14 protein-coding genes are annotated in these 12,836 nt (G+C 42.1%); all 14 read left to right on the top strand.

Features of this window, described 5'->3' with window-relative positions; all coding sequences use genetic code 11:
• Position 1 precedes the first annotated feature (1 nt).
• Entirely contained in the window at positions 2-715 is a 714-nt protein-coding gene (locus tag ACFQ3Q_RS01880; protein ID WP_380742363.1) for an ABC transporter ATP-binding protein, read from the top strand.
• Positions 716-830: 115 nt separating this feature from the next.
• Positions 831-3,356, top strand: coding sequence for a type IX secretion system periplasmic lipoprotein PorW/SprE (gene porW / locus ACFQ3Q_RS01875; protein WP_380742362.1), 2,526 nt, complete (start codon positions 831-833; stop codon positions 3,354-3,356).
• A 52-nt stretch (positions 3,357-3,408) separates the two neighbouring features.
• Complete coding sequence (locus ACFQ3Q_RS01870) at positions 3,409-3,627, top strand: AtpZ/AtpI family protein (RefSeq protein WP_380742360.1); 219 nt, start codon at positions 3,409-3,411, stop codon at positions 3,625-3,627.
• Positions 3,628-4,008, top strand: a complete 381-nt coding sequence (locus ACFQ3Q_RS01865) for a hypothetical protein (protein WP_380742358.1) — start codon at positions 3,628-3,630, stop codon at positions 4,006-4,008.
• Between the two features lie 135 nt (positions 4,009-4,143).
• Complete coding sequence (gene atpB / locus ACFQ3Q_RS01860; protein WP_380742356.1) at positions 4,144-5,232, top strand: F0F1 ATP synthase subunit A; 1,089 nt, start codon at positions 4,144-4,146, stop codon at positions 5,230-5,232.
• Between the two features lie 23 nt (positions 5,233-5,255).
• On the top strand, positions 5,256-5,477 hold the full coding sequence (atpE, locus tag ACFQ3Q_RS01855; protein ID WP_011711113.1) for an ATP synthase F0 subunit C: 222 nt from the start codon (positions 5,256-5,258) through the stop codon (positions 5,475-5,477).
• Between the two features lie 85 nt (positions 5,478-5,562).
• Positions 5,563-6,057, top strand: coding sequence for a F0F1 ATP synthase subunit B (locus ACFQ3Q_RS01850; protein ID WP_380742354.1), 495 nt, complete (start codon positions 5,563-5,565; stop codon positions 6,055-6,057).
• A 7-nt stretch (positions 6,058-6,064) separates the two neighbouring features.
• Positions 6,065-6,619 carry an ATP synthase F1 subunit delta gene (gene atpH, locus ACFQ3Q_RS01845; RefSeq protein WP_380742352.1) on the top strand — a complete coding sequence of 185 codons (555 nt, stop codon included), beginning with the start codon at positions 6,065-6,067 and terminating at the stop codon, positions 6,617-6,619.
• Positions 6,620-6,664: 45 nt separating this feature from the next.
• A complete protein-coding gene (gene atpA / locus ACFQ3Q_RS01840; protein ID WP_380742351.1) occupies positions 6,665-8,245 on the top strand; it encodes a F0F1 ATP synthase subunit alpha in 1,581 nt (526 codons plus the stop codon).
• 70 nt (positions 8,246-8,315) lie between these two features.
• On the top strand, positions 8,316-9,176 hold the full coding sequence (atpG, locus tag ACFQ3Q_RS01835) for an ATP synthase F1 subunit gamma (protein ID WP_380742349.1): 861 nt from the start codon (positions 8,316-8,318) through the stop codon (positions 9,174-9,176).
• A gap of 124 nt (positions 9,177-9,300) precedes the next feature.
• A complete protein-coding gene (locus ACFQ3Q_RS01830; RefSeq protein WP_380742347.1) occupies positions 9,301-9,744 on the top strand; it encodes a hypothetical protein in 444 nt (147 codons plus the stop codon).
• Positions 9,745-9,801: 57 nt separating this feature from the next.
• Complete coding sequence (locus tag ACFQ3Q_RS01825) at positions 9,802-11,253, top strand: lipopolysaccharide biosynthesis protein (RefSeq protein ID WP_380742345.1); 1,452 nt, start codon at positions 9,802-9,804, stop codon at positions 11,251-11,253.
• On the top strand, positions 11,250-11,684 hold the full coding sequence (gene dut / locus ACFQ3Q_RS01820; protein ID WP_380742343.1) for a dUTP diphosphatase: 435 nt from the start codon (positions 11,250-11,252) through the stop codon (positions 11,682-11,684). The genes ACFQ3Q_RS01825 and dut overlap by 4 nt, the downstream gene beginning before the upstream one ends.
• Before the next feature lie 110 nt (positions 11,685-11,794).
• Entirely contained in the window at positions 11,795-12,805 is a 1,011-nt protein-coding gene (locus tag ACFQ3Q_RS01815) for a sugar phosphate nucleotidyltransferase (RefSeq protein ID WP_380742341.1), read from the top strand.
• Positions 12,806-12,836 lie beyond the last annotated feature (31 nt).

Below are 12,836 nucleotides of genomic sequence, written 5' to 3'. Positions count from 1 at the left end.
AATGATTACAGCGACCAATATTACTAAAGTATATAACGGGAATAAAGTGCTCGACATAGATCACCTGGAGATTCCAAAAGGTCAGAATTTTGGCCTGGTAGGGAATAACGGAGCCGGAAAAACCACTTTCTTTAGTCTGCTTCTGGATCTTATTCGTCCCACTACCGGGAGTATTTTCAATAACGAGGTTACCGTTAGTGAAAGCGAAGAGTGGAAGAGTTTTACTTCTTCTTTTATAGATGAAAGTTTCCTGATAGGTTATCTTACTCCCGAAGAGTATTTTTACTTCATTGGAGAATTACGGAACAGCAATAAAGCCGATGTAGATGCCCTTCTTACCAATTTTGAAGATTTCTTTAATGGGGAGATAATAGGCCGTAGAAAATATTTAAGGGACCTGTCAAAAGGGAATCAGAAGAAAGTGGGAATCGTAGCTGCATTGATAGGGAATCCTGAAGTGGTTATCTTAGATGAGCCTTTTGCGAATCTGGACCCTACCACGCAGATAAGACTTAAAAAGATCATAAGGGAAATTTCTGAAACCACTGAAACCACGATCCTTATTTCCAGCCACGACCTTATTCATGTCACCGAGGTTTGTGAGCGTATAGTGGTACTCGATAAAGGGCATATGGTTAAAGATATCAGGACTTCGGAAGCCACCCTTCAGGAGCTTGAATCTTATTTTTCTGGTCAGGCAATTCAGGCGGAATAGCTTATTTTGCATATAAAAGCGTGACCCGCAGCTTTGTGTTTCTAAAAAGAAGCTTATTTTTACATACTAAACGGCTTCTTTTTAAGTTATACATTCTATTAATAACCGGTTGATTTTGAATAGTTTTACTCGCTTTTTTATCCTGTTGATTTTTGCGGGCAGTATTTTTGGCTGTTCCCGGAAAAAGAACACCTTCATAAACCGTAACTGGCACGCCGTAACTACGGAATATAACACCCTTTATAACGGGCATCTTGCCCTGGCGCAGGGTCGGGAAGAATTAAATCAGAATTACGCCGATAATTATTGGGATCTTCTTCCAATAGAGCGGATGAGTATAGACGAGCAGGTTACCCTGCCCGATAGTATCAGAAATCAAAATTTTGGGAAAGCCGAAGAAAAGGCCGTAAAGGCTATTCAAAGACACTCGATGCTGATAGGAGGCAAGGAGCGCAATCCGCAAATTGATGAGGCTTACCTGCTTTTGGGAAAAGCCCGGTATTTCGATCAGAGATTTATTCCCGCGCTGGATGCCTTCAATTATATCCTTCATAAATATCCCGCCAGCAATAATATCAATAAAGCGCAAATATGGCGCGAAAAGACCTATATCAGGCTGGATAATAACAAGCTGGCCAAAAAGAACCTAAAACGGATCATTGATCTCGAAGACCTGGAAGATCAGGATCTTGCCGATGCCAATGCTGCATTATCTCAGGCTTACATCAATCTTGAGCAAATAGACAGCGCGACCGTAGCCTTGCAGGTTGCTGCGGAATCCACCGAAAAAAGCGAGGAAAAAGGCCGTTACTATTTCATTTTAGGACAGCTTTATAATCGTTTGCAGCAACCGGATAAAGCCAATACCGCTTTTGATGAGGTGATTGCGCTCAATCGAAAATCGCCAAGGATTTATATGATAAATGCCTATGTGCAGAAAGCAAGGAATTTTGAGTACGGCGCCGGTAACAATTACCAGTTAAGAGAGTTGCTTACAGAGCTTGAGGAAGACCGTGAGAACAGGCCATTCCTGGATAAAATATATTTTCAGATCGGGGAATATTACAGCAGGCTGGATTCTACAAAAACTGCCATAGAGTACTATAATAAATCCTTGCGGGCTCCTTCCAGTGATATTTACCTGAAATCGATAAATTACGAGATCCTGGCTGATATCTATTTCGACAGGGCCGATTACAGGACCGCTAGCAAGTATTACGACAGCACCCTGGTTAATATGTCACCCAGACTTAGAGAGTTCAGGACGATCAAAAAGAAGCGGAACAATCTTGAAGATGTTATCTTTTACCGTGGGATCGCCGATAAGAATGACAGTATCCTGAATCTTGCGGAAATGTCGGAAGAAGATCAGATCGCCTATTTTACTGGGTATACCGAAAAGCTTAAGGCCGATTTTGAAGCTGAAATTGAAGATGGAGAAAGAAAGATGGCTATTGCTGCCAACTCTCAGAAAGCCATTCCCGACCTTGACGGAGCCGGAGGGCCTTCTAACAGTTTTTATTTCTATAACCCTACCAGGGTGAGCAATGGGGCGAGAGAGTTCTTTATTACCTGGGGGAGAAGACAGCTGGCCGATAACTGGCGATGGAAAGACCGGTCTTCCGGAGTTAAAACACAGGCCGGAGAGGAAAGTGAAATTAGCCTGAACCTGGATGAGGATCCGCGATTTGACCCTATGAGCTATGTAAGCCTTGTACCTACAGATAAGACGGAACTTGATAGTATCAATAACGAAAGGAACTATGCATATTACCAACTTGGTCTTATCTATAAAGAGAAGTTTGGGGAATACGAAATGGCAACCCAAAGGCTGGAAGACCTTCTGGAATATGCGCCGGAAGAAAGGCTTATCCTGCCGGCCAGGTACAATCTGTATGAGATCTATAGGCATACCGGTCAAAACAGCAAGGCAAGTGCTATGGAGCAGGTGATTTTGAATGAATATCCCGATTCCCGTTATGCCGCATATATCAGGAACCCACAAGAGGCTATAGCCGATGAGGATTCTCCGGAAAAGAAATATGATGCGGTTTTTGAAAAATTTGAGAAGGGAGAATACCGGGAAGTTGTTGAAGAGAGCGATAAATTCATCTCTAATTATACAGGAGACGAGATCGTGCCTAAATTTGAGCTTTTAAAAGCTATGGCAACCGGTCGCCTAATGGGAATAGAGGCCTATAAATCGGCTTTGAATTATGTCGCGCTTACTTACCCTCAAAGTCCTGAAGGAAAAAGAGCACAGCAGATCTATAATCAGGCGATCCCTCAGTTGTCGAATATGCAATTCAATACAGACAGTCTGCAGACCAATTATAAGTTGGTATACCGGTTTAAGGCAGAGGAAGCAGAGCCGAGGACTGCCCTGAAAACCAAGATTGAAAAAGCGATCGGGGAGCTTGAATATGAGAAACTTTCGGTCTCTGAAGATGTATACTCTCCGGAAGAACAATTTATCGTAATTCACGGACTAAAGGATAAAGCTTCAGCACTGGGTTTTGCCGAATTACTTGCCATTAATGATAACTATAAGGTTAAGGCGGAACCTGTGGTGATCTCTACAGAGAACTACAGGATTATTCAAATTCAAAAGAATTTAGACCGCTATTTAAGCAGTCTCTAATTAGAACTTATCTTTGCACTGAATTTATAAATTCTTCCAAGCTTAATTTTAAATGAAAAACGAGAACAGGAATAAGTATATGGGCCTCATTAATATTGCCTTTCAGATGGGGATCATTATTGCTGCAGGTGTTTTCTTGGGAATTTGGCTGGATGAAAAATTTCCTAACAAATACTCCGCATTCACCATAGGGGTGTCGCTTTTAGGCGTTTTTATAGCCCTTTATCAGGTCTACAGAAGCATTAGCGAAATGAGCAAAGACGACGATTAAATGAAAAAAGATTTAGTTCCCTTTTTAAAAAAATTCCTGCCTTATTCCATCATTCTGTTTTTTACCCAGTGGTTGCTGGTAAACTATTTTTTTGAGGAAGAACTGTATTACAACACGATTTCGGTATATGCATTCCACATAATCTCCACCCTGCTTATCTACATAGCTTTGGTTTGGGTGCATAAGAACTTCAAAGACAAGACAGGTTTTGCCTTTATGGGAGGCGGACTTTTAAAAATGATGGCCGCCGTCGTCTTCCTCTTACCGATGCTGCTAAGCGAAGCCCCCGGTTTTAACGATATTATCGCCTTTTTTATACCTTATTTTTTATTTCTTATTTTCGAAACCTTTTATGCGGTAAAGCTTATAAACGCTCAATAACTGATTGTATATCAGTAAAATCGTTAAATGTTTTCTGAAATGTAAAAAATCCTTTAGCGGGCTTTCAGATAAAAATTAAAAGTATACCTTTGCACGGAAATTTAGAGCCCATAATTTTTTAAGTAGACAGGTACTATGACAGCACATAAATCTTTAATGATTAGAGTGTCCTTAACACTAGCCTTTGCCTTACTTCCGTTTTTCACTTTTGCGAAAGATAAAGATGCGGCAGGAGAATCTGAAAAGGAATTTAACGCCACAGAAATGATCATGCACCATATTGGTGATGCTCACGGCTGGCATTTTTTTGGTGAAGGAGAGAACTCTTTCACTTTGCCGCTTCCTGTGATCTTGTATACAGATAATGGGCTGGTGACTTTTATGTCCAGTGAATTCCATCACGATACCGAAGGGCATCACATAGTTGAAAAAGACGGGATGCGCTTTGTGAATCTTCACGAGGAGATTTACCGGCTAAATGCCGGTGCTGAGGCTGTTGAATTTGATGAAGAGCACAATGCACTGAATGCAGAGAAGCCTTTGGATATTTCTATTACCAAGAACGTAGCGGCTATGTTTATAACCGTGATTTTGATGCTGGTTTTCTTTAATAGTCTGGCAAAGCATCATAAAAAGAACGAGCACGCACCAAAAGGCTTTAATAATGTTCTGGAGACACTAGTCCTTTTTGTAAGGGATGAGATCGCTATTCCTCAAATTGGGAAGAAAAAATATATGAAGTTTATGCCTTTTCTGTTAACGGTATTCTTCTTCATTTGGATCACTAACCTTCTGGGCTTGTTGCCGGGAGCTGCTAACGTTACCGGTAATATAGCGGTTACCGTTTCATTGGGACTTTTCACCTTGGCGTTAATAATTGTGAACGGAAACAAGGATTACTGGAAACACGTTTTCTGGATGCCGGGAATCCCGACCTTTGTCAAGCCTATACTGGCCATTGTTGAGGTGATGGGAGTTATAATTAAACCTGCGGCACTTATGATACGTTTGTTTGCGAATATCACGGCAGGGCACATTATTATCCTGAGTTTAATTGGATTGATATTTATATTAGAAAATGCGGGAGTTGCAGGGATCTCTGTACCCTTCGCACTATTTATAACAGTATTGGAATTGCTGGTAGCATTCCTTCAAGCGTTTATTTTTACGATTCTGTCGGCCCTGTTTATCGGGATGGCAGTTGAGGAACATGAACATCATTAATTTTAATTTTTAATTTTTTTACTATGGAATTATTGTATGTAGGTCTTGCAGCTTTAGGAGCTGGACTAGCGGTTTTAGGAGCCGGAGTAGGTGTAGGTAAAATTGGTGGTTCTGCTATGGACGCCATTGCACGTCAGCCTGAGGCTTCTGGAAAGATCCAGACAGCTATGATTATTGCTGCCGCACTTGTAGAAGGTGTTGCTCTTTTTGGAGTAGTAGCTTCTTTACTAGGTGTGTTAAGGTAATTAATTTCAAAAACCCATTCGTAACGGTTGGTTGCGAATGGGCTTTTTTAAGATGATGTTTAAACTATTTTTTATATAACTGATTATGGATTTAATAACTCCTGATTTTGGATTGTTTTTCTGGCAAACTATAGTTTTCCTTGTGTTGATTTTCATTATGGCGAAATTCGCCTGGAAACCAATTCTTGGAGCTGTAAATAAAAGAGAAGAATCTATCAACAATGCCCTGGCCTCTGCTGAAGAAGCCAGAAAAGAAATGCAGAACCTTAAGTCAGACAATGAGCAGCTTATGAAAGAGGCTCGTGCTGAGAGAGATGCTATTCTTAAAGAAGCAAGAGAGCTTAAGGAGAAAGTAATGGCTGATGCTACTGAGGAAGCTCAGGAGAAAGCCAATAAGATTGTTGCTCAGGCAAAAGAAAATATAGAGCAGGAGAAGCGTGCAGCTATGGCCGAGATCAAGAACCAGGTGGCAAACCTGTCTATTGAGATTGCCGAGAAAGTGGTTCGTAAGGAATTATCAAACAAAGAGAAACACCACCAGATGATCGATGAGAGACTTGGTGAAGTTACTTTAAACTAAGATTGATATGAAAGGAACAAGGGCAGCACAACGTTACGCGAAAGCTGTATTTAATTTGGCTAAAGAGAAGAACGCGGCCGACGCGGTAAAGGAAGATATGGATTCTATCCTTAAAACCGTGGAAGGCAGTGATGATCTTGCTAATATGATTGGTAGTCCTGTTGTAAAACCTTCGTTGAAAAAGAAGGTGCTTACTGCGGTTTTCAAGGACGCTAACCCTATCACGCTGGGAGCCTTTAATATCTTGCTGGATAACGGGCGTATCAATATTCTTGAGCTTGTAGCCAAGCAATATTTGCTGCGTTATAATTCAGCCAACCAGACTCAGGATGCGGTTGTGACTACTGTTGTGCCTTTAACCGATGAACTGGAAGAAAAGATTCAGAAGAAAATAATAGAATTAACCGGTAACGGAGCTACTGTCAAGAATGTGATAGATGAGGACATTATCGGCGGATTCGTTTTAAGGGTTGGAGACATACAGTATGATGCTAGTATTTCTAACAGCCTGAATAATCTCAAAAGAGAATTTAAAAACAACACATACGTTTCAAAAATTTAATAAAAACCGTCGCGTGAACCGCGCGTCATTTTATACTAAATAATTATGGCAGAAGTAAATCCTGCTGAAGTATCAGCAATTTTAAAAGAACAATTATCAGGTTTTGAAGCCAAGGCCTCTTTAGACGAAGTAGGTACCGTACTTACCGTAGGTGATGGTATTGCTAACGTTTATGGTCTTGCCAATGCTCAATATGGAGAATTGGTTCAGTTTGAAAGCGGTCTTGAAGGAATTGTATTGAACCTTGAAGAAGACAACGTTGGGGTTGTATTATTAGGACCTTCTAAAGAGATCAAGGAAGGTGCTGTGGTAAAAAGAACCAAACGTATTGCTTCTATCAATGTTGGAGAAGGAATTGTAGGCCGTGTGGTTGATACTTTAGGAAACCCGATTGATGGTAAAGGTGCTATTGAAGGTGAAACTTTCGAAATGCCACTTGAGCGTAAAGCTCCTGGGGTAATTTTCCGTGAGCCTGTAACAGAGCCTTTACAAACCGGAATTAAGTCTATAGATGCTATGGTACCGGTAGGTAGAGGACAGCGTGAGCTTGTTATTGGTGACCGCCAGACAGGTAAGACCACTGTATGTATCGATACCATCCTGAACCAGAAGGAATTTTACGATGCCGGGGAGCCAGTACACTGTATCTATGTTGCCATTGGGCAAAAAGCCTCTACAGTTGCAGGTATCGCCAAAGTACTTGAAGATAAAGGTGCTTTAGCATATACTACTATCGTTGCCGCTAACGCATCAGATCCTGCTCCTATGCAGGTATATGCTCCATTCGCAGGTGCTGCGATCGGAGAATATTTCAGAGATACGGGACGTCCTGCATTGATCGTTTATGATGATCTTTCCAAGCAGGCGGTAGCATACCGTGAGGTATCTCTTTTATTACGTCGTCCACCGGGACGTGAGGCATATCCTGGAGACGTTTTCTTCCTTCACTCAAGATTGCTTGAGCGTTCAGCTAAGGTGATCAACGATAATGATATTGCGAAGGAAATGAACGACCTTCCTGATTCCCTTAAGGATAAGGTAAAGGGTGGCGGTTCTTTAACAGCCCTTCCTATTATCGAAACTCAGGCTGGTGACGTTTCTGCGTATATTCCAACCAACGTAATTTCGATTACCGATGGTCAGATCTTCTTAACTTCAGACCTGTTTAACTCTGGGGTGCGTCCTGCGATTAACGTTGGTATTTCCGTATCACGTGTGGGAGGTTCAGCACAGATCAAGTCTATGAAGAAGGTAGCAGGTACGCTTAAACTTGACCAGGCTCAGTTCCGTGAACTGGAAGCTTTCGCCAAGTTCGGTTCAGACCTTGATGCTGCTACAATGAGCGTGATCGAGAAAGGTAAGCGTAACGTGGAGATCCTTAAGCAGGGACAAAACGATCCTTACCCGGTAGAAGACCAGATCGCGATCATCTTCGCCGGATCCAAGAACCTGTTAAGAGATGTGCCAGTTGAGAAAGTAAGGGAATTTGAAAGAGATTACCTTGAGTATCTTAACGCCAAGCACAGAGACGTGCTTGATACCCTGAAAGCCGGGAAGCTAACCGACGAGGTTACCGATACCCTTGCATCTGTTGCAAAAGAGCTTTCAGCTAAGTATAAATCATAATATAGATTTTGAAACAGAGTGACCGGCAATCCGGTGACTCTGTTCTCAATACTAAGTACTTTTATAAATAATGGCAAACTTAAAAGAATTACGTAGCAGGATTACTTCGGTTTCTTCAACCATGCAGATCACCAGTGCCATGAAGATGGTATCGGCTGCAAAGTTGAGCAAAGCCCAGGATGCTATTACCGCAATGCGTCCTTATTCCGAAAAGTTGACCCAGTTGTTACAGGATTTAAGTGCTAGCCTTAGTGATGATGCCAGCAGTAAATATGCCGAAGAAAGAGAAGTGGAGAAGGTGCTTATGGTAGCTATCTCTTCTAACAGAGGTCTGGCAGGTGCATTTAACACCAATATCATCAAAGGGGTTAAGAACAAGGTTCAGAAGGATTTTCAGAATGAGAAAGTTGACCTATATTCCATTGGAAAAAAGGCTAACGATATTCTGAAAAGGGACTTTGACGTTTATGAGAACAATAACGAGATCTATGATGATCTTAGTTTCGAGAACGTAGCTGAAATTGCTGAAGAACTGATGCAGTTGTTCCTTGAGGAGAAGTATGACAAGATCGTCCTGGTTTATAACCAGTTCAAGAATGCTGCCACGCAAATAGTGACGACCGAACAGTTTTTGCCAATCGAGCAGTTTGACAACGAAGAGAATAAGCAACTGGATTATATCTACGAGCCATCAAAGATCGAAATCGTTAAGGAACTTATTCCTAAGTCTCTTAAAATGCAGCTTTACAAAGCCCTTCGTGATTCCTTCGCTTCAGAGCACGGGGCACGTATGACGGCTATGCACAAAGCAACAGAGAACGCCACAGAGCTTAGAGACTCGCTTAAATTGTCTTACAACAAAGCTCGTCAGGCTTCTATTACCAATGAGATCCTTGAAATCGTTGGTGGTGCTGAAGCATTAAATGGATAATTATTAGAACACATAATATTCTGTCACCGGCAGGATTTAAAAGAAAAGACCCGTACTAAGCCTACGGGTTTTTTATTTGGCATGTGTTTTGATTTTGTACCTTTAAACAAGAAAGATCAAACTTATGAAGTACGTTTATTTTCTATTCAGCAGTATGATGCTCTTAGGCCTTGTAACAGGCTGCGGCAGCAATAAAGAACTTCAGGAACGCGCTCCCGCACAGTTCCAGGAGGTATATTTCTCTACCGATGATTCCGGGGTGAATCTCTACATACCTGTGGCTGTGATTCAGGATAATCGCGTGAAACTGGAAAGCGTATATTTTAAAGGGATGAAATCTGATCTTGCTCAGGATGAAGAGCAGCCTAACCTTTATGTGGCCAATTTTGGAGTGCCTCAGGGGGATTTTGTGATGAGTGACGACCCGAAAGAGGAATATGGGAATAAAGCGCCTCAGAAGCCGGAAAAAAGCCCTTTTGAGATCGATAAGGATGAAGCGATCCTGGTTTTTACTCAGGCCGGTAAAACAAAGTATTATAAGTTGACAGGAATTACAGAAAAGAATTAAATTTATAGCATTACGGCTCCCGAAATCTTCGGGAGCTTTTATTAAGCCCCTGGCCTGTTGAGTACACTGCAAAAACTTTTTAAGCAAACTTTTATTTACGGACTGGCAACTGTGTTGCCCCGAATGCTTAGCTTCTTGCTGGTCCCGCTTTACACCCAAGTGCTCCCCAAGGAGGAATATGGAGAGATCTCTGTGATCTTTGCCTATTTCGTGCTTTTTAATGTGATCCTGGCCTACGGGATGGAAACCGCCTTTTTCAGGTTTTACAATAAGAAAGAGAATTCTGAAGAGGTGCTGAGTACTGCCGGATGGTCCCTGGTCACCTCCTCCTTACTGTTTTTTGCCGGGGCATTTCTGGCCCAGTCCTGGATTGCAGGCATAACCGGGATTCCCCTGGAATATATAAAACTGGTCATCTGGATACTGCTTCTGGATGCTTTGGTCATTATTCCCTTTGCCTGGCTAAGGGCTACAGAACGTCCTGTGAAATATGCCATCATTAAGATCCTGAATGTGGCGATCAACCTTGGGCTGAATGTCTTTTTCCTTTTGTTGCTTAAGGACTGGTCTAAGGAATTCAGATTTCTGCAACCGCTTTACGTTCCCGGTTTTGAGATCAATTATGTGTTTATTGCCAATCTTATTGCCAGTGGAGTTACCCTGATGCTGATGTTCCCTTTCTACCTGAGGATAAAGGCGATTTTCAATACCGATCTCTGGAAATCTATGATGAGATATGCCCTGCCTGTACTTGTTGCGGGGATTGCATTTTCCATCAACGAAGTCTTTGACAGGATAATGCTGGATTACCTTTTACCCCAATCTATAGCTAAAGCTGAAATTGGGGCCTACGCCGCCTGTTATAAACTGGCACTTTTTATGACCCTTTTTGCCACTGCTTTCAGACTCGGGATAGAACCGTTTTTCTTTAGTCACGCGGGAGCAAAGAATGCAAGAGAGACGTATGCACTTATCACCAAGTATTTTGTGGTCTTTGGCTGCCTGATCCTGGTTGGGGTGATCGTTTTTATAGACCTGCTTAAAGTGATTCTCATTCAGAACGAAACTTACTGGGACGCGATGCATATAGTTCCTATAATACTTATCGCCAATCTTTTTCTGGGAATCTATCACAACCTTTCGGTGTGGTATAAGATCACCGACAGGACCAAAATGGGAGGATATATATCTGTGGTTGGTGCCGGGATAACCATTATCCTGAATATTGTGCTGATTCCGATGATAAGCTATATGGGTTCGGCAATTGCAACCCTTGCCGCATACGGGAGTATGATGCTGCTGTCCTATTTGATAGGCAGAAAATACTATCCCATACCTTATAACGTTAAAAAAATAAGCTTTTACCTGCTATTGTCCCTCGGGATTTCTTTAATTTCCTTCGTATTTTTCAGGGGAAATTATATTGCAGGAGTCTTTTTTATAGGACTGTTCCTGTTGGTAATATATTTTAATGAACAAAAAGAAATCAAACAAATTCTGAAACAATGACCATAAAAATAATCAACAAGTCAGAGCATAATCTGCCACACTATGCAACCGAAGCTTCCGCCGGGATGGACCTTCGGGCCAGTATTGAAGAGCCTGTTACCCTGAAACCACTGGAAAGAACTATTGTGAAAACAGGTTTATTCATTGAGCTTCCCGTAGGCTATGAAGCCCAGGTAAGACCTCGCAGCGGCCTCGCGGCCAAGAAAGGAATAACGGTTTTGAATGCTCCTGGCACGATAGATGCCGATTATCGTGGTGAGATAGGTGTTATACTCGTGAACCTTTCCAATGAAGAATTTACCGTGGAGAATGGAGAGCGTGTAGCGCAGTTGGTTATTGCCAGACACGAGCACATCAGCTGGGAAGAAGTGGATGTGCTGGAAGAGACCGTTCGTGGAGCGGGAGGTTTCGGGAGCACCGGAACAAATTAAATTTTTGACCAAGAGGTCAATCGTGCGGAAAATTAATTATTAAATAAAGAGATCTGTCAGGAGAAAACAAATAGGCTCCCTGTGATCTCGCAAAATCAAAAACAAGTTAAATGAAGATTATTGTACCAATGGCGGGCCGCGGATCAAGGCTTCGTCCTCATACCTTAACAGTTCCAAAACCTTTAATTCCTATTGCCGGGAAACCAATAGTTCACCGTTTGGTTGAAGATATAGCTAAGGTCCTTGACGAAAAGATAGATGAAGTGGCCTTTGTTATAGGAGAAGATTTTGGCGAACAGGTGGAAAAAGACCTGAAAGGGATCGCCGAGAGTTTAGGTGCTAAAGGAACAATTTATTACCAGGATAAAGCCCTGGGGACCGGTCATGCGATTATGTGTGCCAAGGACTCCCTTAGCGGCCCGGCGGTGATCGCTTATGCCGATACACTTTTTAAAGCTGATTTCACCCTTGATAAAGAAGCTGACGGGGTGATATGGGTAAAACAGGTAGAAAACCCAAGTGCTTACGGAGTGGTTAAGCTGAATGAGAAGCGCCAGATCACAGATCTTGTGGAGAAGCCTAAGGATTTTGTTTCAGACCTTGCGGTTATCGGGATCTACTACTTTAAGGATGTTGCGGTGCTTAAGAATGAACTTCAGGAAGTGCTTGATAAGAACCTGCTTCGTGGCGGCGAATACCAGATAAATGACGGGATCGAAGCAATGAAGAGCAAAGGAATGAAGTTCGTTCCCGGGAAGGTTGATGAATGGATGGACTGCGGAAATAAAAACGTAACCGTTGAGACAAACGGAAGAATGCTTAACTTTCTGCATAAGGACGGCGAGAAGCTGATCTCCGATTCTGTGAAGATCAAGGATTCTGAAATTACCGAACCTTGCTTCATTGGAGAAGACGTAGAATTGATCAATGCCAAGATAGGTCCTAACGTATCTGTTGGAAACGGCACAAAAATTGAGAATTCAACTATAAAGAACAGCCTGATTCAGAATGAATCGGTTATAAAGAATGCAAAACTGGATAATGCTATGATCGGGAACCACGCGAAGTTTGACGGGGAGTTTACCCAGATCAGTATCGGCGATTATTCGGTTTTGGAATAAAAGTTCGGGAACTGAAGTTTCTCAAATCATC

This window comes from Salegentibacter chungangensis (genome assembly GCF_042678405.1).
Taxonomy (GTDB): domain Bacteria; phylum Bacteroidota; class Bacteroidia; order Flavobacteriales; family Flavobacteriaceae; genus Salegentibacter_A; species Salegentibacter_A chungangensis.
Note: the sequence above shows the minus strand (reverse complement) of the source record. Positions and strands in the feature narration are given on the sequence as shown.

Bases quoted from the DNA above. Each gene is read 5' to 3' on its own strand.
- ACFQ3Q_RS01880 (WP_380742363.1), top strand. From the start codon at position 2: ATGATTACAGCGACCAATATTACTAAAGTATATAACGGGAATAAAGTG.
- ACFQ3Q_RS01870 (WP_380742360.1), top strand. From the start codon at position 3,409: ATGAAAAACGAGAACAGGAATAAGTATATGGGCCTCATTAATATTGCC.
- ACFQ3Q_RS01865 (WP_380742358.1), top strand. From the start codon at position 3,628: ATGAAAAAAGATTTAGTTCCCTTTTTAAAAAAATTCCTGCCTTATTCC.
- atpB (WP_380742356.1), top strand. From the start codon at position 4,144: ATGACAGCACATAAATCTTTAATGATTAGAGTGTCCTTAACACTAGCC.
- atpE (WP_011711113.1), top strand. From the start codon at position 5,256: ATGGAATTATTGTATGTAGGTCTTGCAGCTTTAGGAGCTGGACTAGCG.
- ACFQ3Q_RS01850 (WP_380742354.1), top strand. From the start codon at position 5,563: ATGGATTTAATAACTCCTGATTTTGGATTGTTTTTCTGGCAAACTATA.
- atpH (WP_380742352.1), top strand. From the start codon at position 6,065: ATGAAAGGAACAAGGGCAGCACAACGTTACGCGAAAGCTGTATTTAAT.
- atpA (WP_380742351.1), top strand. From the start codon at position 6,665: ATGGCAGAAGTAAATCCTGCTGAAGTATCAGCAATTTTAAAAGAACAA.
- atpG (WP_380742349.1), top strand. From the start codon at position 8,316: ATGGCAAACTTAAAAGAATTACGTAGCAGGATTACTTCGGTTTCTTCA.
- ACFQ3Q_RS01830 (WP_380742347.1), top strand. From the start codon at position 9,301: ATGAAGTACGTTTATTTTCTATTCAGCAGTATGATGCTCTTAGGCCTT.
- dut (WP_380742343.1), top strand. From the start codon at position 11,250: ATGACCATAAAAATAATCAACAAGTCAGAGCATAATCTGCCACACTAT.
- ACFQ3Q_RS01815 (WP_380742341.1), top strand. From the start codon at position 11,795: ATGAAGATTATTGTACCAATGGCGGGCCGCGGATCAAGGCTTCGTCCT.